A 22,478-nucleotide genomic window follows, 5' to 3' on the forward strand; every position below is an offset into this window, starting at 1 on the left:
ACCGTTTCTTCCACAGGCGGACCCCCTCTCCCGGGGTCGGCGACCCGCGGGAAATCGCGGCTGGGAGGAGCCTGGGAGAGATCCATCCACAGGAGGCACCCTACGAGGGGCATCCGACATCCCCAGGCCTGTGGAATTCGTCGTCCGGCGTGTCCACGGCGTGTCGCGGCGTGTCCATCGACGGCCCATCGCACCGACGTCCCCGCCGCCCGGTACCGTTGTCGGGTGGCGGGCTATCGGGATCTTCTTCGCACGCCGGGAGTGGGCCGCATGATCGCCGCCCAGCTCACCGCGCGCTTCCCCAACGGGATGATGTCCTTGGCGATCCTGCTGCACGTCGAGCAGCAGACCGGATCGTACGGATCGGCGGGCCTCGTGCTCGCCGCGACCAGTGTCGGCCAAGCGGTCGCCGGCCCCATCACCAGCCGGTGGATGGGCGCCTGGGGCATGCGGCGGGTGCTGACCCTCACCCTGTCCGTCTGCGTCATCGCGGTACTCGGCCTGGGACTGCTGCCCCTCTCGGTCCCGGGATACATGGCCCTGGGCATGATCGCCGGCCTCTCGACGCCGCCGGTGCAGGCGGCCGTCCGCACCATCTACCCCAAGCTCGTGAACGCCGGTCAGCTCACCCCGCTGTTCTCCCTCGACGCGTCCCTGCAGGAGATCATCTGGGTGCTGGCGCCGGTCGTCATCACCCTCGTCTCCACCCAGGTCGGCACCATGGAGGGCCTGCTCCTGGTGGCGATCGTCCTCGTCGCCGGCGGTGCGTGGTTCATCCTCTCCCCCGAGGTCGGCCGCGTGCGCATCCCGCGCAGCCGCAACGCGCTGGGCACGGTCGTGCTCAAGCCGCCCGTGCTCCTCGCGACCGTCATCGGATTCCTGCTCATCGGCGCCTGCTCCGCGGTCGAGGTCGGCGTGGTCGCGACGTTCGAGCACGGCAGCCTCGCGGCGGGTCTCGTCCTCGCGGTCTTCTCCGCCGGCAGCCTGGCCGGCGGCCTCGCCTTCGGCCACATCCCGATCGGCCCCTGGGCGATGGCGCGCCGCCTGCTCATCGTCACGGTGGGCCTCGCCCTCACGATGGTCATGCTCAACGTCTACTGGCTGGGCGGCACGCTCATCCTCGCCGGCATCGGCATCGCCCCCGCCCTCGCGGTGCTGTTCGCCATCACCACGGCCAGCGTGAAGTTCAGCGAGACCGCCGAGGCCTTCGGCTGGGCGGGCACCGGGCAGCTCATCGGCGCCGCGGCCGGATCGGCGGTCGCCGGCTTCCTCGTCGACGTCGGCGACTGGCGCGGTGCGTACCTGGCCGCCACCATCTTCGCGGCGGTCGGACTGCTCGTCTCCATCGTGTTCGTGCGGTCCTTCCCCGATCTGCGTCACCGCGACGCCAGCCCCCATCCCGACACCGAGCCCCTGGCGGTCACCCCCTCATGAGCCCCTCCGTCCCGTCCTCCTCCCCCGCGATCGTGTGCGTCGGCGAGTCGATGGCCCTGATCACGCCGACCGGCGCCGACCTCACGACCGCCGACACCGCGTCGATCACCCACGCGGGTGCGGAGGCGAACGTCGCCGTCGGCGTCGCGGCCGCGGGCCATCGGGCTGTCTGGGCCTCTCGTCTCGGCGACGATCCTCTCGGCCGCCGCCTCTCCGCAGAGCTGGAGCAGCGTCGCGTCGAACTCTGGACCGAGGTCGACCCGGAGGCGCCGACCGGAGTGATGTTCAAGGATCCCGGCGTGGAGTCCTCGGCGGTCTACTACTATCGCCGCGGCTCGGCCGCCTCGCGCATGGCACCCGGGTTCCTGTCCCCCGCGCAGCTCGCCGGCGTCCGTATCGTGCACACCACGGGCATCACCCCGGCGCTGTCCGCGACCTGCGTGGCGATGGTCGACCAGCTCTTCGCGGACGCGCGCACCGCCGGAGCCGTCGTCTCCTTCGATGTGAACGACCGCCGGGCGCTGTGGAGCCCCGAGGAGGCGGCCGCGACCCTCGCGCGCCTGGCCGACGCCGCCGACATCGCCTTCGTCGGCCGCGACGAGGCCGAGCGCATCTGGGGCACCGCGACGGCCGCGGAGATCCGCGCGCACCTTCCGCACTGCGGTCTGCTCGTCGTCAAGGACGGCGACGTCGGCGCCACGGCCTTCGCCGGTGACGCGGACCCGGTCTTCGTGCCCGCGCCGACCGTGGACGTGGTGGAGCCCGTCGGTGCGGGGGACGCCTTCGCCTCCGGGTTCCTGGCCGCGACGCTCGACGGCGCCGACCTCGAGACCCGCCTGGCCGCAGGACACGAGGCCGCAGCGCGAGTGCTCCGCATCGCGGCCGACCTGCCGCCGCTGGAGCCGGCGCGCTGACTCCGCCCGCCGCGTCCTGGCGCGGTCGTAGGCTGGTGCCATGCCCGCTCCCGTCACCCTTCCCCGCCTGAGCTGGGGCGATCCCGCGGCGGGGCGACGCGCCCTTCTCGTGCACGGTCTCGGCTCGTCCGGCGCACTCATGTGGCGGCTCGGCGATGCTCTCGCGGCGGCCGGTTGGCACGCGACGGCGGTGGACCTGCGCGGCCACGGTGACGCCCCGCGGGCCCTCGACTACTCCGTCGCGGCGTATGCCGCGGATCTCGTCGCAACGCGGCCTGCCGGGTCGAGCGCCTGGGACGCCGTCGTCGGGCACTCGCTCGGCGGGGCGGCCGGTACGGTGGCCGCCGCCGACGACACGGGCTGGACGCACCGCCTGGTCCTCATCGACCCCGCGATCCACATCGTCCAGCGGGATGCGGCCATCGTCCGCCACAGCCAGGAACGCGCCTTCGCCGACAACCGCCTCGACGCCGTGCGGCAGGAGCATCCGCACTGGCACCCGCAGGACCAGGAGCTCAAGGTCGACGCCGTCCGGCGGGCGAGTGCGTGGGCGGTCGAGCAGACCAGCGCCCAGAATCAGCCGTGGGACGTCCGCGGACACGCGGCCCGCCTGACCGTGCCCACGCACGTGATCGGCGGCGACCCCGCCGTCTACAGCATCTTCGCCGGAGCTCTCGCCGACGAGGTGCTCGCGAGCAACCCCCGCATCTCCCTGTCGGTCGTGGCCGGCGCCGGCCACTCGGTGCATCGCGACCGCCCGGAGGAATCGATCCGACAGCTCCTGGAGGCTCTGGCATGAACGACTTCGACCCGTCGGCGTATCTCCCCGACGACCTGCTCGACCGCATCCGCGAACGCGCGCCGATCCACGACCGGGAGAACACCTTCCCCCAGGCCGACCTCGACGAGCTCCGCGCAGCCGGCTACCTGTCCATCCTCGTGCCCCGGGAGCGCGGCGGCGCGGGACTCGGCGTGGAGCAGGCGGCCGTCCTCCAGCAGCGGCTCGCCGGCGCCGCGCCCGCAACGGCCCTGGCGATCAACATGCACCTGGTCTGGACCGGCGTGGCCAAGGTCTTCTCGGATCGCGGGGTCCCCGGTCTCGAGTTCGTGCAGGACGGCGCCGTGGCCGGAGAGGTCTTCGCGTTCGGCATCAGCGAGGGCGGCAACGACCTCGTGCTGTTCGGGAGCGACACGGCGGCGGCCCCGGACGGCGACGGCGGTTACGCCTTCACCGGCACCAAGATCTTCACCTCGCTCGCCCCCGTGTGGACGAAGCTCGGGCTGCACGGCCTCGACACCACGAGCCCGGACGCGCCGAAGCTCGTGTTCGCCTTCGTCGACCGCACCTCCGCGGTCTCCACTGCGGATGACTGGGACACCCTCGGCATGCGCGGCACACAGAGCCGGACCACGCGGCTCGACGGCGCCGTCGCGGATGCGGCGCACGTGGTGCGGCGCATCGACCCGGGACCCAGCCCGGACCCGATCGTCTTCGGCATCTTCTCCGTCTTCGAGATCCTCCTCGCCTCCGTCTACACCGGCATAGCGCGCCGGGCCCTCGAGCTGGCCGTGGCGACGGCGCACCGACGTCGCTCCAAGAAGAGCGGCACCGCGTACAGCCAGGATCCGGACATCCGCTGGCGTATCGCCGACATGGCCCTCGCCTACGACGCGCTCCCGCCGCAGATCGCCGCCCTCGCCCGCGACGTGGATGAGCGCGCGGACCGCGGCGCCGGCTGGTTCCCCGCGCTCTCGGGAGTCAAGCACCGGGCGGTGACGATGGCCAAGCAGGTGGTCGACGAGGCGATGCTGGTGGCCGGTGGCGGCTCGTACTTCTCCGGCAACGAGCTCTCCCGGCTGTACCGCGACGTCCTCGCCGGGGCGTTCCACCCCTCCGACCCCGAGTCGGCGCACGCCACAGCGGCGAGCGCCTGGCTCGGCCCGATCGAGGCCTGATCGGCGCACGCGGACCCCGTTGTCCGCGATCGTCCGCAGTGCCAGGATCGCACCATGGCACCGTCGAAGAAGGACCACACCCTCGACGCGATCTCCAAGACCATCGTCGAGATGCTGCAGGAGGACGGCCGCCGCTCGTACTCCGAGATCGGCCGCATCGTGGGGCTGAGCGAGGCCGCCGTCCGCCAGCGGGTGCAGCGCCTCACGGAGTCGGGCATCATGCAGATCGTCGCGGTGACGGATCCGATGCAGCTCGGCTTCCACCGGCAGGCGATGGTGGGCGTCAAGGTCGCCGGCGACGCGCGGGGCGTGGCCGAGGCGATCGCCGACATCGACGAGGTCGACTACGTCGTGATCACGGTCGGATCGTTCGATGTGCTCGTCGAGGCGGTGTGCGAGGACGACGATCATCTGCTGGCGCTCGTCAACGACCGCATCCGTCCGATCCAGGGCGTGGTGTCGACGGAGACCTTCATCTACGCGAAGCTCCAGAAGCAGCAGTTCGCCTGGGGCACACGCTGACCGTCCCGCTCAGAGCGGCGGCGCCGTATCACGACGGCGGGCGAGCAGGGCGAGGTGCAGGGCGGCGAGGGTCTCCCCGTCGTCCAGATCCGCGCCCAGCAGGTCGCCGATGAGCGCGAGGCGCTGATAGAACACCGAGCGGGAGAGGTGGCTCGCGGCCGCCGCGGCGGAGCGGTTGCCCGGGTGCGCCACGAGAGCGGCGAGCACGGCGAGCAGATCGCCTCGGCGATCCCTGTCGTGACGCACGAGCGGATCCAGCATCTGCTCGCTGTGCGCCTGGAGTCGCCGATCGTCGCGCAGGGCGGACACGAGGCGCTCGAGCGGCCGGTCGGCGACGCGGCGGACCGCCGGCACGTCACCCCCGGACGGCCGCGCGGCGAGGTCGAGCGCGGCACGGGTCGAGGCCAGGAGTCCGAGCACGCCTTCGGCGCTCGGACCGAGGATCGCGGGCGCACCGCCGGAGAGGTGGCGGACGGCCGCATCGGACAGGGCGCCGACGCCGGTCGCGACGAGCAGCACCACGTCGGCGCCGCGCCGCGAGCCCACCGCAGCCAGACCGGCCGCACGCGCACGGGCGACCAGCCGGTCCGATACCTCGTCGGTGCGGAACACGAGCCCGGTGCCGGTGGTGCCCGCGAGATCGAGCCCGAGCCGCCGGAGCCGGACCTCGACATCCTCCTCACGGGCGAAGCGCGCGCCGAGGAGATCCTCGATGAGGCTGCGGTGCGCGAGCACGGTCCACGCGCCTTCCCCGTCGGCGAGGCAACCGAAGGCGAGGGCGGTCGCCCCCAGCTCCAAGACGGTGGCGCGACCGGCGGGATGCGGTGGACCGTCCGCCGCGATGAGCCAGCCCCAGCGCACACCGCGCGCCTGCACCGGCACACGGTCACCGCCATCCGGGCCGGGCGGACGGAGAGCCTGGCCGACCGGAACGCGGAGAGCTTCGACGGCGACGACCTCTCCTGCCAGGTTCTCGAGGTGGACGGGGACGTCGAGCGCACGGGCGACCTCCGACACGATGAGGTCGGCCGGTGCGCCACGGAGGCTGAGGGCGGTGAAGAGATCATGCAGACGTTGCCGTTTGCGGAGCGCCGCGGTCTGCGCTTCGATCAGCGCCCGGTGCACGGCCTCGGTCACGGCGACGAACTTCACCTCCACCGCGAGCGCGACGAGGGCGAGACCGGCGGCGGCGCAGGCCTCGATGACCGCGTCCGGGACGCGGGACATCCGCGGGCCGAGTTCGATCACGATGCCCGAGACCCCGATCGCCGCCAGCTCCGCCACGAGCACGCGCAGTGCTGCGGTGCCGGTCGGCCAGGCGGCGCCGGTCGTGAGCAGCAGCTCGCCGCCGTCGAGCAGGCGGGCGACGTCGGCGCTGTCCGAGACGTGGACCCACCGCACCCCGGCCTCGAGTGCCGGGCCGCCGACGAGGACGGTCGGCGCTCCCTCCTGGACCGCGGGAAGAGCGAGGACGTCCCCGACGCGCAGCGCCGACGAGCGCCGATCCGGACGGTCTGTCCGACCGAAGAAGAACTCCTGACGCTCTGCCACTCTGCGCGGGCTCCGTTCTCTGTGAGCATGGGCCGAGCCCCAGCGTAGCGACCCTCGGTCAGAGTGTGCGATACGCGACCCACTGCGAAGGAGCACCTGTGGACACCGTCCGTCATCTCATCAACGGCACCGAGACGGCCGCTGCGGCGCGCCGCGGCCCCGTCTTCGACCCGGCCACAGGAGCCGTCACGAAGGAGGTCGCCTTCGCCTCGGCCGCCGAGGTCGACGCCGCCGTCGCCGCCGCGGCTGCGGCACTCCCGGCGTGGCGGGAGACGAGCCTCATCAAACGCGCCGACGTGTTCTTCCGGCTCCGCCAGCTCCTCACGGAGCGCACGGACGAGCTGGCGGCGATCGTCACGTCCGAGCACGGCAAGGTCCTGTCCGACGCGGCCGGCGAGGTGTCCCGGGGCATCGAGAACGTCGAGTTCGCGGCCGGCCTCGTACATCTGCTCAAGGGCGAGCGCAGCGAGCAGGTCGCCCGCGGGGTCGACGTGCACTCCGTCAAGCAGCCGGTCGGGGTGGTCGCCGCCATCACCCCGTTCAACTTCCCGGTCATGGTGCCGCTGTGGATGGTCGCCTCGGCCATCGCCTGCGGCAACACCGTCGTCCTCAAGCCCAGTGAGAAGGATCCGTCCGCCGCGGTGTGGCTCGCACGGCTGTTCCACGAGGCGGGCCTGCCGGACGGCGTCCTCAACGTCGTGCACGGCGACCGGGAGGCCGTCGACGCGCTTCTCGACTCCCCGCGGGTGCACGCGGTGAGCTTCGTCGGATCGACGCCCATCGCCCGGGCGATCTACCAGCGGGCGTCTGCCGCCGGGAAGCGCGTCCAAGCGCTCGGTGGCGCGAAGAACCACATGGTCGTGATGCCCGACGCCGACATCGACGCGGCCGCCGACGCCGCCGTCTCCGCGGCCTACGGCTCCGCGGGCGAACGCTGCATGGCGGTGTCCGTGCTCGTGGCCGTGGGCGACATCGCCGACGACCTCGTCGCCGCGATCGCCCGCCGCATCGACGGCCTCTCGATCGGCCCCGGCACGGACCCGGCGAGCGCGATGGGCCCGCTCATCACCGCGGAGCACCGTGATCGCGTCGCGTCCTATGTCGCGGGAGCCCCCGGAGAGGGCGCCAGGGTCGTCGTCGACGGCACGAGCGCGGAGTTCGACGGCGACGGCTTCTTCCTCGGCGTGAGCCTGATCGACGGGGTCACCCCTGGCATGCGCGTCTATGACGACGAGATCTTCGGCCCGGTCCTGTCCGTGGTGCGCGTGGCCACCTATGCGGAGGCGGTCGCGCTGGTCAACGCGAACGCCTACGGCAACGGCACGGCGATCTTCACGCGCGACGGTGGGACGGCACGGCAGTACGAGTTCGACATCGAGGTCGGCATGGTCGGCGTCAACGTCCCGATCCCGGTGCCCGTCGGCGCGTACTCCTTCGGAGGGTGGAAGGACTCCCTCTTCGGCGACGCGCACATCTACGGCCCGGAGTCCGTGCACTTCTACACGCGGTCGAAGGTCGTGACGACGCGGTGGCCCGACCACACCCCGTCGCAGATCGACCTCGGCTTCCCGAGCAACCACTGACGAGGAGCGATCACGATGACGACCTTCACCGACCGCCACGGAGTCTCCTCTCCGCTCCCCGCCCCCGACGCCGAAGCGCAGGTGCGCGCCGACGACCGCGCCCACGTCTTCCACTCCTGGAGCGCCCAGGCGCTGATCGACCCGTTGCCGGTCGCCGCCGGCCAGGGCTCGACGTTCTGGGACTACGAGGGCACCGCCTACCTCGACTTCTCCAGCCAGCTCGTGAACCTCAACCTCGGCCATCAGCACCCGGACCTCGTCGCCGCGATCCAGCGGCAGGCCGGGCGGCTCGCGACCATCCAGCCGTCGATGGCCAATGATGTGCGGGGTGAGCTCGCGCGCCTCATCGCCGAGGTCGCCCCGGACGGCTTCGAGAAGGTGTTCTTCACGAACGGCGGCGCGGAGGCGAACGAGTACGCGGTGCGCATGGCCCGGCAGGCCACCGGTCGCCGGAAGGTGCTGTCGATGTACCGCAGCTACCACGGCTCCACCGCCACCGCGATCTCCCTCACCGGCGACCCCCGTCGCTGGGCGAACGACGTCACGGACACCGGCGCCGTGCGGTTCTTCGGCCCGTACCTGTACCGCTCCCCGTTCCACAGCGAGACGCAGGAGCAGGAGACGGAGCGCGCCCTCGCGCATCTGGAGCAGACCATCCAGCTCGAGGGCCCGCAGACGATCGCCGCGATCATCGTCGAGACGGTGGTCGGCACCAACGGCGTGCTGCTTCCGCCGCCCGGCTATCTGCCCGGGGTGCGCGCGCTGTGCGACCGCTACGGGATCGTCTTCATCGCCGACGAGGTGATGGTGGGGTTCGGCCGGCTCGGCGATTGGTTCGGCATCGACGCCTTCGAGGGGCGCCCCGATCTGATCACCTTCGCGAAGGGGGTGAACTCGGGCTACGTCCCGCTCGGCGGCGTCGTGATCTCGGACCGCATCGCCGCAGCCTTCGACACCGTTCCGTTCGCGGGCGGGCTCACGTACTCCGGGCACCCTCTCGCCTGCGCGGCCGGTGTCGCCACATTCGAGGTGTTCCGCCGCGACGGCATCCTGGAACGGGTACGCGCCCTCGGCGAGCGGATCGTCGGCCCGACGCTGCGCGCGTGGGCATCGTCGCATCCGAGCGTGGGCGAGGTGCGCGGCCGCGGCCTGTTCTGGGCGGTGGAGCTCGTGCGGGACCAGCAGACCAGGGAGCCGCTGGTGCCGTTCAACGCGACCGGTACCGATGCCGCGCCGATGACCGCGTTCGCAGCCGCCGCGAAGCGGGCAGGAATCTGGCCCTTCACGCACTTCCACCGCGTGCACATCGCCCCGCCGCTGGTGATCGAGGAGGCGGAGCTGGTGCGGGGACTGGCCGGGATCGAGGAGGCGCTGACGGTCGCCGACGGGTACGCGGTCGGCTGAGAGGCGCCCCCCGCCGGACGCTACTTGCGGTCGAAGTCGAACGCCTTGAGGAGCTCGCCGACGGCCTTGTCGCGCTCCTCGCCGCCGTCCTCGAACATGTGGGTGACGTGCGTGCGCAGGTGGTTCTCCAACAGCAGACGGTTGAGCGACTCGAGGGAGCGCTGGATCGCGCGGGACTGCGTGATGATGTCCATGCAGTACTCCTCGTTCTCGATCATCCGCGCGACACCGCGCATCTGACCCTCAAGGATGCTGGTGCGGTGCAGAGCGCGCTTCTTGATGTCTTCGATCACGTATCGAGGCTACTCGCCCCGTGAAAGGATGACGTCATGCCGCGAACACCCACGACGCTGCTCTCCGTCGCCGACCAGGAGCGTCGGCGCGCGCTGCGGCGGATGAAGGCCGTCGCGCTCGGCGCCCTCATCTTCATGGCCCTCGCCTTCATCGTCGCGTTCGCGTTCCAGGAGCGGGTCGGTGGGCTCGCCTACGTGCGAGCCGCGGCGGAGGGCGGGATGGTCGGCGCGCTGGCGGACTGGTTCGCGGTCACGGCGCTGTTCCGCCGTCCGCTCGGCCTGCCCATCCCGCACACCGCGATCATCCCGAACCGCAAGGACGAGATCGGCCGCACGCTGGGCGAGTTCGTGGAGACGAACTTCCTCGCTGCCGACGTCGTGCGCACCAAGCTGACCAGCACCGCGATCGCCCTCCGCGCCGGCGAGTGGCTCCGCGAGACCCCGCATGCCGAGCGGGTCGCTGCCGAGGGCGCGACGGTCGCGACGGCGGTGCTGAACGCGCTGAGCGACGACGACGTGCGCGACCTCCTCGCCGACCTCGCCCGCGAGCACCTCGTCGCACCGGAGTGGGGGCCGCCCGCCGGAGCGTGGCTGGAGAAGATCGTCGACGCGGAAGCGCACCACGGCGCTGTCGACCTCGCGGTGGACAGCATCGGGCGGTGGCTCGACGCGAACGCCGCGTCCTTCGCCGGACTCGTCTCCCGACGACTCCCCGGGTGGATGCCGAAGATCGCGCACCGCCTGATCGACGACACTGTGTACAACGAGGCGGTCAAGTTCGTCCGCGCCGTGCAGGCCGATCCGCGGCATCCGGCCCGCCTCGCGATCGACGGGTACCTGTCCCGCCTCGCTGACGCTCTGCAGAACGACCCCGCGACGCGCGAGAAACTGGAGAACGCCAAGGCTGCTCTCTTCGACAGCCCGCGCGTCGGCGCCCTGGCGGCGGAGGCCTGGAACACCGCCAAGAACGGACTCCTCACCTCCCTCGCCGACCCGGAGAGCGGGCTGCGGCGTCGCGCCGTGCAAGCCCTGCAGGAGGTCGGCGAGCGGCTCACGACCGACGCCGCCCTGCAGCGCCGGGTCGACACGTGGGTCTCGGACGCGGCCGTCTTCCTCGTCGACCGGTACCGGCACGACATCGCCTCGATCATCACCGACACCGTGGAGCGCTGGGATCCCGCCGAGACCACCGAGAAGATCGAGCTCATGGTCGGCCGCGACCTGCAGTACATCCGTCTGAACGGCACCGTCGTCGGCGCCCTCGCCGGCCTTGCGATCTTCACCGTCGCCCACGCCCTGATCCCGGGAGTCTGACATGGCGCTGTCCCACGATCCGTCCTGGCCGCGCGCCGGGGCCTGGCCCGCGTTCGAGGACACGGCCGATGCGGTGCTCCTCGGCGTCCCGATCTGGCGCACCTCGCTGTCCCCGACCGGAGCCCACGCGACGCCGGCCGCGATCCGCGAGGCGCTCCCCCGCTACGGCACGACGGTCCTCGGCCCGCCGACGATCGACCTGGACGAGGTGCTCCGCATCGCGGATGCCGGGGACGTGCCGGAGCCGGACGGCGACACCGGAGAGGCACGGACGATCGAGCGGGTCCGGGAGCTGGCGCGAGCGTCCGACCTCGTCATCGCTCTCGGCGGCGACAACTCCCTCACCTACCCGGTCGCCCTCGGTGCGGAGGCCACGGGCCTGATCACGTTCGACGCCCACTTCGACCTGCGCGACGGCGTCTCCAACGGCACGCCGATGCGACGACTCGTCGAAGACGCCCCGGCGGCGTCCGGCCTCCCCACCGCCCGCATCGACCCCACCCGGATCGTGCAGATCGGCCTCGCCGATTTCGCGAACTCCGCCGCCTACGCGCGCCGGGCGGCGGACTGGGGCATCCGGGTCGTCACGCTCGACGACGTGCGCCGTCGCGGGATCGCCGACGTCGTGGCCGAGGCGGTCGAGATCGCGGGGGCGGGCGACCGGCCCCGCGTGCACCTCGACATCGACGTGGACGTGTGCGACCGCGCGGTCGCCCCGGGATGCCCGGCCAGCGTCCCCGGAGGCCTGGCGGCGTGGGAGCTGCGCGCCCTCACGCGCGGTGTCGCCGCCGACCCGCGGGTCCGGAGCGCCGACATCGCCGAGGTCGATGCGACAGCGGATGCCGAGGACGGTCGCACCGTGCGACTCGCGGCCCTCTGCGTGCTCGAGCTGCTCGCCGGCCTCGCCGCGCGCTGAGCAGAGGAGCGGCCTGGGCGACGCGCCGGATCAGCGCACGACGAGCTCGGGCGTGATGAGCGCGTGCGCCGAGCCGGACTCGACCCGACGCGGCGCGACGACGTCCCCCGTCGGCCCCATCAATAGATGGAGGATCGCCTCCGCCACATCCTCCGGTCGCTGCTCGACGCTGGAGAATCCCAAGGCTTCGGCGGTGGGCGTGTTGTCGAACCCGATGACCGGGACGGTCTTCCCGGCGTCGGCGAGGCCGAGCAGGGCCCCCACGGCGAGCGAGTCGCTGGCGCAGACGATGGCGTCCGCCCGGATGCCGTCTTCCAGCGCCCGGGTGATCGCCCGACGCGCCTCGGGAACCGAGTCCTCGGCGACGACCCTGGCGCCGTGCGCCCCCGCCTCCCCGACGGCCTCGCGCCACCCGCGTTCTCGATCGTCCCCCGTGCCTGACCCCGACGGCCAGCCCAGGAAGGTCACCGCGCTCCCGTGCTCGAGCGCATACGTCGTCGCCGCCCTGGTGCCCGCCGCGCCGTCCACGTCGACCCAGAGATGCATCGGATCGGAGATGTCGTCATCCCCCCACGGCCGTCCGAAGGAGATGAACGGCAGACCGAGCGCGTCCAGCCGCGTGACGCGGGGATCGTCGCGCACGGTGCCGGTGAGGATCGCCGCATCGATCTCGGATCCGTCCCACAGTTCGGCGAGCCGGCCGAGTTCCTCCTCCGGGGTCCGTGCCGCGTACACGAGCATGCGCATGCCGCGATCACTCGACCGCTCCGTGATGGCGTGCACGAACCGATCCAGCACCACCCCCGAGATCCCGCCCAGGTACGGGTCGAGCCGGATGCCGATCGTCGAGCTCCGACGCAGGCGCAGCCGGCGGGCCGCCGCGTGCCGACGGTAGCCGAGCTCGTCGATGGAGGCGAGCACGCGCTCCCGGGTGGCCGGCCGGACGATGTCCGGGGTGTTCAGGACGTTCGACACCGTTTGGCGGGAGACGCCGGCGTGTGCCGCCACATCCTCCACCGTGGGGGCCTTGGCCATCGCACTCCTCGATCCCGGCGGCTTGACACGTCCGCACTGCCGCACCTAGCGTATTCCATGCAGAGTTTGATCGTTCAAATTCCTGCCCGCCGGCCCTCATCAAAGGAGAGAGAGACATGACACGGCAGACCACACGCGCCTGGCTCGGCGCCGGAGCGGTCCTGATCACCACCACCCTCGTGCTCACCGGGTGCGGCTCCGGGTTCTCAGGCGAGGAGCAGAGCGAGGGCGACACGGACCTCACCTCCTCCGACGACGGCCTCACGATCCTCATCGGCTCGTCGGGCGACGCCGAGACCGCCGCAGTGCAGTCGGCGCTCGACGCCTGGTCCGAGGAGTCCGGCACCGAGGTCGACCTCCAGGTGGCGAGCGACCTGGCGCAGGAGCTCTCCCAGGGCTTCGCCGCCGGGAACCCCGCCGACCTCTTCTACCTCGCACCGGAGCAGATGGCCGGGTACGCCTCGAACGGCTCCCTCCAGGCGTACGGCGACGAGCTCTCGAACAAGGACGACTTCTACCCCTCCCTCGTCGAGAACTTCACCCTCGACGGCACGTTCTACTGTGCGCCCAAGGACTTCTCCACGCTCGCGCTCGTGATCAACACACGCATGTGGGCGGAGGCGGGACTCACCGATGCCGACCTCCCGAAGAGCTGGGACGACCTCGCGGCCGTCGCGCAGAAGCTCACCACCGCCGACCACGTGGGTCTGGCCTTCGGAGCCGAGTACCAGCGCGTCGGCACGTTCATGGCGCAGGCCGGCGGCGGGCTCGTGAAGGACGGCACGGCGATCGCGGACGACCCCGCGAACGTCGAGGCGCTGGAGTACGTGCAGACCCACCTCGTCGACGGCACCTTCGCCTACGCGAAGGACGTCGGGGCCGGCTGGGGCGGCGAGGCACTCGGGAAGGAGCTGGCCGCGATGGTGATCGAAGGCAACTGGATCACCGGTGCGATGGCGAACGACTTCGGCTCCGTGGACTACACCGTCGCCGAGCTTCCCGAAGGACCGGGCGGCCAGGGCACCCTGCAGTTCACGAACTGCTGGGGCATGGCTGCCGACAGCCCCAACCAGCAGGCGGCCCTCGACCTCGTCGAGTACCTCACCAGTGCTGACAGCCAGCTCGCCTTCTCGAAGGCGTTCGGCCCGATGCCGTCGATCACCTCCGCCGCCGACCAGTGGACCGCGGACAACCCGGACCTCGCGCCCTTCCTCGCGGGAGCGGACTACGCGCAGTTCCCGCCCAACCAGGACGGCGCTGCGGACGTGATCGCCGACTTCAACGCGCAGCTCGAGTCGCTGAAGACGGGAGACCCCGCACAGATCCTCGACACCGTGCAGTCGAACCTCGAAGCGATCGTCGAGTAGCGATGGCGGGACACGCCCTGTCTCGCCGCGGGGGAGCCTCCGGACTCCGCCGCGGCGAGGCCGCAGCCGGGTGGCTCTTCACGGCGCCGGTCATCCTCATCCTCGGGGTCTTCTTGCTGGTCCCCGTGCTCATGGCGCTCTGGGTCAGCATGTCGGACTGGGCGGGGCGCGGCAGCCCCCTCTCGCCGTCGGTCTCGTTCGTGGGCACCGAGAACTACTCGGCCGTGCTGGCCGACGGCGGCCTCGCGACCAAGGACTTCGGGACCGCGCTGCGCAACAACTCCTGGTACGTGCTGCTCGTCGTGCCCCTGCAGACGGCCATCGCCCTGTTCCTCGCCGTCCTGGTGAACAGAGCGGTGCTGCGCGGCCGCGGGTTCTTCCGGACCGCGTACTACTTCCCCTCCGTCACGAGCTCGGTGGCGATCACGGTGCTCTGGCTCTTCCTGTTCTCCGCGAGCGGAGCGGTCAACAGCGTGCTCGCCTGGTTCGGCCTGAACGGTCCGAACTGGTTCAACGACCCCCGCGGCATCCTGCATCTCGCGCTCAGCGGCATCGGCATCGACACCGGACCCGCCGCGCTCACCGGCGGCGGGATGCTGGGCATCTCCTGGTGGGAGTGGCTCGCCGGTCCGTCGATCGCCATGAGCGCCTACATCCTGATGGCCATCTTCACGACCTCCGGCACCTTCATGCTGCTCTTCCTCGCCGGTCTGCAGAATCTCGGCGCGGACGTCGACGAGGCGGCCATGATGGACGGGGCGAATGGGTGGCAGCGGTTCTGGCGGGTGACCCTGCCGCAGCTGCGGCCGACGCTGTTCACGGTGCTCACCCTCGGGCTCATCGGCTGCTGGCAGGTGTTCGATCAGATCTATACCGGCACCCGTGGCGCCCCCAGCAAGACGACCCTCACCCCGGCGTACCTGTCGTACAAGACGGCGTTCACGGACCAGGAGTGGGGTCAGGGCGCGGCGATCGCCTTCATCCTCTTCGTCATCATCGTGATCTTCACGCTGCTGCAGCGCTGGGTGCTGCGCGACCGGCCGGTATCGCGGCGCCGCATCCGCGCGTACGAGGTCGCGCGCGAGGGAGGGACGTCATGAGGCTCTCGCGCACGCAGCTGACCTGGCAGATCGTGCTGTACACCGTGCTGATCGTGCTCGCCGTCATCTACATCTACCCGTTCCTGATCCAGGTGTTCACGAGTTTCAAGACGGACGAGGACGCCGCGAGCTCCGGCGTGAACCTGCTCCCGGAGTCGTGGACGTTCGCCGCCTATGAACGGCTCTTCGCCAACTCCGACTTCCCCTCGTGGTTCGTCAACAGCGCCATCGTGACGATCTTCGTCACCGCGGGGCGGGTGTTCTTCAACTCCCTCGCCGGATACGCGCTCGCGCGTCTGCGCTTCCGCGGTCGAGGAGTCGTGTTCGCGGCCCTCGTCGCCGTGATGTCGGTGCCGACCGTCGTCCTGCTCATCCCGAAGTTCCTCGTCATCAACCAGCTCGGCATATTCAACTCCTACGCCGGCATGATCCTGCCTCTGCTGGTCGACGCCGCCGGCGTCTTCATCATGAAGAACTTCTTCGAGTCGATCCCCGTCTCGGTCGAGGAGCAGGCGCGGATCGACGGAGCCGGTGCGTTCCGGACCTTCTGGTCGGTCGTGCTCCCGATGGCGACGCCCGCGCTCATCACGATCGTCATCCTGTCGTTCCAGGGGTCGTGGAACGAGCTCAGCCACTTCATCGTGTCCACGAACGACCCCGCGCTGACGACCCTCACGAAGGGTGTCGCCTCGCTCGCCAGCGGGCAGCTCAGCCAGGGCACCCAGTACCCGCTCAAGCTCGCCGCGGCGCTCATCATGACGATCCCCGTCGCCGTGATGTTCTTCATCTTCCAGCGCCGCATCATGAATTCCACCGAAGGAGCCGTCAAGGAATGACCGACCGCCACCACCTCCAGCCGCTGCTCGACGACGCCGTGGTGGTGCTCGACGCCCCCACCCAGGTCTGGTCCGACCGCGACGGCGACGTGGGCGGCGCCCCGATCCACGGGGTCTACCACGGCGACGTCCGTCACATCGCCGCGATCGGACTCGAGGTGCGGGACACCGCCCTGGAAGCCATCGCCTGCTCGGCGCCGGTCCCGCAGCGTGCGCTGTTCACCGGCCTGCTGCGCGGACTCGACGATGCCGCCGCCGATCCGAAGGTGCGCCTCGACCGGGATCGCACCGTCGAGGCGGGAAGACTGACCGAGACCCTGCGGGTGTCCTCGCACCTCATGCACGAGGTGACGGCCGAGCTCACGGTGCGCATCCGCCCGGACTTCACCCCCATGCAGCTCGTCAAGGCGGGGGTGGCCGGGGGCGAGGAGTGGTCGTGGGACGGCGAGCGCTGCCGCGCAGGGCAGGCGTCGTTCACGCTGCACGCTGTGGACGCCGCCGTGTCGATCGACGGTCGGGAGATGCTGCTCGCCTGGCGGGTGACCGTCCCTCCGCGCGGGGAGGTCGAGGTGACGTGGTCGGTCGACCTCGACGATCCGACCCTGGTCGTGACGTCGTCGCCACGGACAGCCGGCGTCCGGCCCGTCCCCACCGGAGCGGACCCTCGCGCCGCGCGCTGGCTGGAGCGCGCCTGCGCCGACCTCGATGCCCTGCGACTGGCCCTGCCGGATCAGCCGGACGAGGCGTTCTACGCCGCGGGCGCCCCCTGGTTCTTCACCCTGTTCGGACGGGACTCGATCTGGGCGGCCCGTCTCGCCCTCGCCGCCGACCGCGACATCGCCGCCTCCACCCTGCGGGTGCTCGCGCGTCTCCAGGGCACGGTGCACGACCCCGGCACCGCGGAGGCCCCGGGCAAGATCGCGCACGAGCTCCGCAGCGCGGAGCTCTCCCTCCCCGGCGAGGGCGTGCTGCTGCCTCCGCTCTACTACGGCACGGTCGACGCGACACCGCTGTGGATCTGCCTCCTCGCCGACGCGCGCGCGGCCGGCCTGACGATCACGGAGCTGAAGGACCTGGAGCCCGCGTTGCGCGCCGCAGTGACGTGGATGATCGAGCACGGCGACGCCTCCGGCAGCGGCTTCATCGACTATGCGGATGAGTCGGGCCACGGCTTGGCGAATCAGGGCTGGAAGGACTCCGGCGACTCGATCCAGTGGCGCGACGGCCGTCTCGCGGAAGGTCCGATCGCGCTCAGCGAGGTGCAGGGATACGCCTACGAGGCCGCAGTGCGCGGAGCAGCGCTCCTCGACGAGCTGGGCGCAGCCGGCGGTGACGACCTGCGTTCGTGGGCGGCGGACCTGCGGCGACGCTTCCGGGAGGCCTACTGGGTCACCACGCCGGAGGGGCGGTACCCCGCCATCGCCCTCGACGCCCACGGCGCCGCGGTCGACACGCTCACCAGCAACATCGGCCATCTCATCGGCACCGGGCTGCTCGATCCGGACGAGGAGCACGCCTGCGCGGAACTGCTCGTCGGCGAGACGATGTCGAGCGGGTACGGCGTCCGCACGATGTCCACGGAGGCCTCGGGATACTGGCCGCTGAGCTACCACGGCGGCAGCGTGTGGACCCACGACACCGCGATCGCCGTGCACGGGATGCTCCGCGCCGGCCTCACCGATCATGCCGGACGCATCGCCGCCCAGCTGCTCGATCTCGCCGAGGGCTTCGACTACCGCGTGCCGGAGCTGCACTCGGGCGAGCCTCGCGTCGACGGCGGCCGACCGGTCCCCTACCCGGCCGCCTGCCGTCCGCAGGCATGGTCCGCCGCTGCCGCCGTGGTCTGCGCCGAAGCCCTGCGATGAGGGGCGGGACGGTCAGACGACGGCCGTCCCGTCCTTCCAGACGCGCTGCACCAGCGGCACCCCCGGCCGGTACGCGAGGTGCACGCGAGAGGGGGCGTCGAGCAGCACGAGGTCGGCGCGCGCACCGGGGGCGATCCGGCCGATGTCGCCGCGCCGGAGCGCGCGCGCCCCGCCGGCCGTGGCGGCCCAGACCGCCTCCGCCGTGGTCATACCCATGTCGCGCACGGCGATGGCGATGCAGAAGGCCATCGACGACGTGAAGCTCGACCCCGGGTTCGTGTCGCACGCGAGCGCCACGGTCACCCCCGCGTCCAGCAGCCCGCGGGCGTCCGGATAGGGCTGACGCGTGGAGAACTCCACACCGGGGAGCAGCGTGAGCACCGTGCCCGACGCGGCGAGCGCGGCGACGTCCGCGTCGGTGAGGTAGGTACCGTGATCCACGGAGGCGGCCCCGAGCTCGACCGCCATCCGCACGCCATCGCCCGGGCCGAGCTGGCTCGCATGCACGCGAGGAGCGAGACCCCGGGCGATGCCCGCCTCCAGGATCCGCCGCGACTGCGTCACCGTGAAGGCGCCGGTCTCGCAGAACACGTCGATCCACCGGGAGTGCGGGGCGCAGGCGTCGAGCATCGGCCCCACGACGAGGTCGACGTAGGCATCGGGATCGTCAGCGTACTCGACCGGCACCACGTGCGCCCCGAGGAAGGTGACCTCCGGCGTCACCTCGGCGGCGAGGCGCACGAGGCGCTCCTCCTCCGCGACGGCGAGACCGTAGCCGCTCTTGATCTCGACCGTGGTGGTGCCCTGCGTCCGCAGCTCCTCGATGAAGCCACGCAGCCGGCTCCGCAGCTCGTCGTCGCTCGCCGCCCGGGTCGCCTGCACCGTCGAGCGGATGCCGCCCGCCGCGTACCGCTGCCCCGCCATGCGCGCCTCGAACTCCGCCGCGCGATCGCCTCCGAAGACGAGGTGACTGTGGCTGTCGACGAATCCGGGGATCACGGCCCTCCCCCGGGCGTCGACGACCTCGTCGGCGGCGGGGGCTCCCGCGGATGGGCCGACCCACGCGATCCGCTCGCCGTCGATCAGCACGGCGGCGTCTCTGAGCGTGCCGCTCGGATCGCCCTCGGCGGCGACGCTGGTCGTCAGTTCCCCGATCCCGGTGATGAGGGTGGTCGTCACAGCATCGGCACCTTCAGTCCGCGGTCGCGCGCGACCTCCCTGGCGTGGTCGTACCCGGCGTCCGCATGCCGCATCACGCCGGTTCCCGGGTCGTTGGTCAGCACGCGCGCGAGCTTCTCCGCGGCGAGGGCCGAACCGTCCGCCACCGTCACCTGCCCGGCATGGATCGAGCGGCCGATCCCCACCCCGCCGCCGTGGTGCAGCGACACCCATGAGGCCCCGGAGGCGGTGTTGAGGAGAGCGTTGAGCAGCGGCCAGTCGGCGATCGCGTCGGAGCCGTCCTTCATGGCCTCGGTCTCCCGGTACGGGGACGCGACGGACCCGGAGTCCAGATGATCGCGGCCGATGACGATCGGTGCGGAGAGCTCTCCCGACGCGACCATCTCGTTGAACTTCAGCCCGGCGAGGTGCCGCTCCTGGTAGCCGAGCCAGCAGATGCGCGCCGGCAGCCCCTCGAAGTGGACGGCCGACCCCGCCTTGTCGAGCCAGCGGTGCAGCGCGGCGTCCTCGGGGAAGAGCTCGGCGATCGCACGGTCCGTCTTGAAGATGTCCTCCGGGTCTCCGGAGAGCGCCACCCAGCGGAACGGTCCTCGCCCCTCCTCGAACTGCGGACGGATGTAGGCGGGGACGAAGCCCGGGAACGCGAACGCCCGGTCGAAGCCCCCGAGCTGCGCCTCCGCGCGGATCGAGTTGCCGTAGTCGAAGACCGCCGCCCCCGCGTCCTGGAAGCCGACCATCGCGGCGACGTGGGCGGCCATGGACTCCCTCGACCGCCGGGTGAACTCCTCCGGATCGCGCGCGGCCTCCGCCTTCCAGCGGGACACGTCGATGCCGATCGGCAGGTAGGCGAGCGGGTCATGGGCGCTGGTCTGGTCGGTCACGACGTCGATCGGCACGCCCCGGCGCAGGAGCTCGGGGAAGATCTCCGCGGCATTGCCCACGACGCCGACCGAGAGGGCGTGACCGGCGTCCTTCGCCGCCACGACCCGGGCCACCGCCGCGTCGAGGTCGGTGGTGTACTCGTCGAGGTACCGGTGCTCGACGCGGCGGGCCAGCCGCGTCTCGTCGACGTCCACGATCAGGACCGCGCCCTCGTTGAGGGTCACCGCGAGAGGCTGCGCCCCGCCCATACCGCCGGCGCCGGCGGTCAACGTGAGCGTGCCCCGCAGGGAATCCCGGCCCAGCGAGCGGGCCACAGCGGCGAACGTCTCGTACGTCCCCTGCAGGATGCCCTGCGTGCCGATGTAGATCCAGGAGCCGGCCGTCATCTGGCCGTACATCGTCAGCCCGAGCTCCTCCAGGCGGCGGAACTCCGGCCAGGTCGCCCAGTCACCGACGAGGTTCGAGTTGGCGATGAGCACGCGCGGTGCCCACTCATGGGTGCGGAACACCCCCACCGGCTTCCCGGACTGGACGAGGAGCGTCTCATCCGACTCCAACTCGTCGAGCGTGCGGACGATCGCCTCGTACGCCGCCCAGTTGCGCGCCGCCTTGCCCGTCCCACCGTAGACGACGAGGTCCTCCGGGTGCTCGGCGACCTCGGGATCGAGGTTGTTCATGAGCATGCGCTTGGCCGCTTCCGCGCCCCAGCTCTTCGCGGTGCGCTCGGCACCTCGGGCTGCGCGTACCGTACGCGCTGCGGTGTCCTCAGTCATGCATGTGCTCCTTTGCGACACGGGCGACGGCGCCCGACTGGACGAGGGCGGTCACGGCCTCCATCTCGGGCGAGAGGTGGCGGTCAGGTCCGGGGCCTGCGGCGACGGTGCGGACGAGGTCGCGCACGGCTCCGGTCGCCGGGCCCGCCTGCAGCGGCGCGCGCAGGTCGAGCGCACGGGCCGCGGTGAGGATCTCGATCGCGAGGACCCGCGAGAGGCCGTCGACCGCGCGCCGCAGCTTCCGCGCCGCGGCCCAGCCCATCGAGACGTGGTCCTCCTGCATCGCCGAGGACGGGATGGAGTCCACCGAGGCCGGAACCGCGAGGCGCTTGAGCTCCGAGACGATGCCGGCCGCCGCATACTGCGCGATCATCAGACCGGAGTCGACGCCGACCTCCGCCGCCAGGAACGGCGGGAGCCCGTGGCTGCGGGCCGGGTCCAGCGCCCGGTCGGTGCGGCGCTCGGACACGGAGGCGACGTCGGCGATGGAGATCGCCAGGAAGTCGAGGACAGCGGCGACCGGGGCCCCGTGGAAGTTGCCGTTGGACTCGATGCGGCCGTCGAGGGTGATGATGGGGTTGTCGATCACGCTGGAGAGCTCGCGCTCCGCGATCATCGCGGCGTGCCCGAGCGTGTCACGTGCGGCGCCGTGCACCTGCGGCGAGCAGCGCAGCGAATATGCGTCCTGGACGCGGCCGTCCTCCGGGCCCTTGTGGCTGGCGACCATGGGGGACCCGGTGAGCAGTGCACGGAGGTGGCCGGCGGAGACCGCCTGGCCCGCCTGCGGACGCAGCGCCATGAGGTCGGCGGCGAACACGGCATCGGTGCCGAGCTGCGACTCGACCGACATCGCCGCCGCCACGTCCGCCGTGAGCAGCAGCGTCTCGAGGTCGTGGAGCGCGAGCACCAGAGTGCCGAGCATGCCGTCCGTGCCGTTGATGAGGGCCAGCCCCTCCTTCTCGACGAGGGTGAGCGGAGCGATGCCGGCCGCGGCGAGGGCGTCGGCCGCGTCGACGAGACGCCCGGCGGCGTCGCGCACTTCGCCCTCCCCCATCGCCGCGAGGGCGATGTGGGCGAGCGGGGCGAGATCTCCGGAGCACCCCAGTGACCCGTACTCGCGGACCACGGGGACGATGCCCGCGTTGAGCAACGCGGCGTAGGTCTCGACCACGACAGGACGCACGCCCGTGCGCCCCGAGGCGAGCGTCTGGAGGCGCAGCAGCTGGAGCCCGCGGACCACCTCCCGCTCGACCTCGGCGCCGGTCCCCGCGGCATGGGAGCGGATGAGGCTCGCCTGCAACTGCAGTCGCCGCTCAGGAGCGATGAAAGTCGTCGCCAGCGCGCCGAAGCCGGTGGACACCCCGTAGTGCGGGTGCGGGTCCGCGGCGAGGCCGTCGATCACACGGCGGCTCTCGGCGACCCTCGCCAGCGCGGCGGGATCCACCCGGACGGGCACGTCATGCCGGACCACGCGGACGACCTCCGCCGGGGAGAGAGGGGCGGCGCCGACGATGACAGGGGCAGGATCGCTCATGTCTCGATTCCACACCCGCC

19 protein-coding genes are annotated in these 22,478 nt (G+C 71.7%); 13 read left to right on the plus strand and 6 right to left on the minus strand.

Annotated elements, in window-relative coordinates:
• Positions 1-270: 270 nt before the first annotated feature.
• The 5 genes from AC3B5L_RS14730 to AC3B5L_RS14750 are packed head-to-tail and all read left to right on the plus strand — an operon-like array spanning position 271 to position 4,826.
• Positions 271-1,434, plus strand: a complete 1,164-nt coding sequence (locus AC3B5L_RS14730) for an MFS transporter (protein ID WP_268776580.1) — start codon at positions 271-273, stop codon at positions 1,432-1,434.
• Positions 1,431-2,348, plus strand: coding sequence for a sugar kinase (locus AC3B5L_RS14735; RefSeq protein ID WP_280568669.1), 918 nt, complete (start codon positions 1,431-1,433; stop codon positions 2,346-2,348). The genes AC3B5L_RS14730 and AC3B5L_RS14735 overlap by 4 nt, the downstream gene beginning before the upstream one ends.
• Before the next feature lie 40 nt (positions 2,349-2,388).
• Positions 2,389-3,147: an alpha/beta fold hydrolase gene (locus AC3B5L_RS14740; protein ID WP_268776578.1), complete on the plus strand. Its 759-nt coding sequence runs from the start codon at positions 2,389-2,391 to the stop codon at positions 3,145-3,147.
• On the plus strand, positions 3,144-4,304 hold the full coding sequence (locus AC3B5L_RS14745) for an acyl-CoA dehydrogenase family protein (RefSeq protein ID WP_490095922.1): 1,161 nt from the start codon (positions 3,144-3,146) through the stop codon (positions 4,302-4,304). The genes AC3B5L_RS14740 and AC3B5L_RS14745 overlap by 4 nt, the downstream gene beginning before the upstream one ends.
• Before the next feature lie 54 nt (positions 4,305-4,358).
• The gene (locus AC3B5L_RS14750; RefSeq protein WP_187662412.1) at positions 4,359-4,826 is read left to right on the plus strand and encodes an Lrp/AsnC family transcriptional regulator; all 468 of its coding nucleotides are present in this window, start codon (positions 4,359-4,361) and stop codon (positions 4,824-4,826) included.
• 9 nt (positions 4,827-4,835) lie between these two features.
• Here the strand turns inward: AC3B5L_RS14750 and AC3B5L_RS14755 are convergent, their stop codons facing one another.
• The gene (locus tag AC3B5L_RS14755) at positions 4,836-6,377 is read right to left on the minus strand and encodes a PucR family transcriptional regulator (protein WP_490095923.1); all 1,542 of its coding nucleotides are present in this window, start codon (positions 6,375-6,377) and stop codon (positions 4,836-4,838) included.
• Between the two features lie 98 nt (positions 6,378-6,475).
• Here AC3B5L_RS14755 and AC3B5L_RS14760 point away from each other — a divergent pair, with 98 nt between their 5' ends.
• Complete coding sequence (locus AC3B5L_RS14760) at positions 6,476-7,960, plus strand: CoA-acylating methylmalonate-semialdehyde dehydrogenase (protein ID WP_490095924.1); 1,485 nt, start codon at positions 6,476-6,478, stop codon at positions 7,958-7,960.
• 15 nt (positions 7,961-7,975) lie between these two features.
• Entirely contained in the window at positions 7,976-9,364 is a 1,389-nt protein-coding gene (locus AC3B5L_RS14765) for an aspartate aminotransferase family protein (RefSeq protein WP_490095925.1), read from the plus strand.
• A 20-nt stretch (positions 9,365-9,384) separates the two neighbouring features.
• Here AC3B5L_RS14765 and AC3B5L_RS14770 read toward each other — a convergent pair whose 3' ends face one another.
• Complete coding sequence (locus AC3B5L_RS14770) at positions 9,385-9,657, minus strand: metal-sensitive transcriptional regulator (RefSeq protein ID WP_025102619.1); 273 nt, start codon at positions 9,655-9,657, stop codon at positions 9,385-9,387.
• Positions 9,658-9,693: 36 nt separating this feature from the next.
• Between AC3B5L_RS14770 and AC3B5L_RS14775 the strand changes: the two genes are divergently transcribed.
• The gene (locus AC3B5L_RS14775; protein WP_187662415.1) at positions 9,694-10,971 is read left to right on the plus strand and encodes a DUF445 domain-containing protein; all 1,278 of its coding nucleotides are present in this window, start codon (positions 9,694-9,696) and stop codon (positions 10,969-10,971) included.
• Between the two features lies 1 nt (position 10,972).
• Complete coding sequence (locus AC3B5L_RS14780; RefSeq protein WP_490095926.1) at positions 10,973-11,887, plus strand: agmatinase family protein; 915 nt, start codon at positions 10,973-10,975, stop codon at positions 11,885-11,887.
• A 30-nt stretch (positions 11,888-11,917) separates the two neighbouring features.
• On the opposite strand, the gene AC3B5L_RS14785 is transcribed toward AC3B5L_RS14780, so the two are convergent.
• Positions 11,918-12,922 (minus strand): LacI family DNA-binding transcriptional regulator, encoded by a 1,005-nt coding sequence (locus tag AC3B5L_RS14785; protein WP_490095927.1) that lies wholly within the window; start codon positions 12,920-12,922, stop codon positions 11,918-11,920.
• A gap of 116 nt (positions 12,923-13,038) precedes the next feature.
• On the opposite strand from AC3B5L_RS14785, the gene AC3B5L_RS14790 reads away from it, so the two are divergent.
• From AC3B5L_RS14790 to AC3B5L_RS14805, 4 genes are read left to right on the plus strand one after another with little or no spacing between them, the layout of a single operon-like run.
• Positions 13,039-14,289 carry a sugar ABC transporter substrate-binding protein gene (locus tag AC3B5L_RS14790; protein ID WP_280568692.1) on the plus strand — a complete coding sequence of 417 codons (1,251 nt, stop codon included), beginning with the start codon at positions 13,039-13,041 and terminating at the stop codon, positions 14,287-14,289.
• A gap of 2 nt (positions 14,290-14,291) precedes the next feature.
• Positions 14,292-15,389, plus strand: a complete 1,098-nt coding sequence (locus tag AC3B5L_RS14795) for a carbohydrate ABC transporter permease (RefSeq protein ID WP_259954072.1) — start codon at positions 14,292-14,294, stop codon at positions 15,387-15,389.
• Positions 15,386-16,225 (plus strand): carbohydrate ABC transporter permease, encoded by an 840-nt coding sequence (locus tag AC3B5L_RS14800; protein ID WP_268776569.1) that lies wholly within the window; start codon positions 15,386-15,388, stop codon positions 16,223-16,225. The genes AC3B5L_RS14795 and AC3B5L_RS14800 overlap by 4 nt, the downstream gene beginning before the upstream one ends.
• A complete protein-coding gene (locus AC3B5L_RS14805; RefSeq protein ID WP_268776568.1) occupies positions 16,222-18,090 on the plus strand; it encodes a glycogen debranching N-terminal domain-containing protein in 1,869 nt (622 codons plus the stop codon). Before AC3B5L_RS14800 ends, AC3B5L_RS14805 begins: the two co-directional genes overlap by 4 nt.
• A gap of 12 nt (positions 18,091-18,102) precedes the next feature.
• On the opposite strand, the gene hutI is transcribed toward AC3B5L_RS14805, so the two are convergent.
• From hutI to hutH, 3 genes are read right to left on the minus strand one after another with little or no spacing between them, the layout of a single operon-like run.
• On the minus strand, positions 18,103-19,269 hold the full coding sequence (gene hutI / locus AC3B5L_RS14810; RefSeq protein ID WP_490095928.1) for an imidazolonepropionase: 1,167 nt from the start codon (positions 19,267-19,269) through the stop codon (positions 18,103-18,105).
• On the minus strand, positions 19,266-20,924 hold the full coding sequence (gene hutU / locus AC3B5L_RS14815; RefSeq protein ID WP_259954078.1) for a urocanate hydratase: 1,659 nt from the start codon (positions 20,922-20,924) through the stop codon (positions 19,266-19,268). The genes hutI and hutU overlap by 4 nt, the downstream gene beginning before the upstream one ends.
• On the minus strand, positions 20,917-22,458 hold the full coding sequence (gene hutH / locus AC3B5L_RS14820) for a histidine ammonia-lyase (protein WP_259954080.1): 1,542 nt from the start codon (positions 22,456-22,458) through the stop codon (positions 20,917-20,919). The genes hutU and hutH overlap by 8 nt, the downstream gene beginning before the upstream one ends.
• Positions 22,459-22,478: the final 20 nt, after the last annotated feature.

This window comes from Microbacterium sp. C-MGS6, from assembly GCF_058140415.1.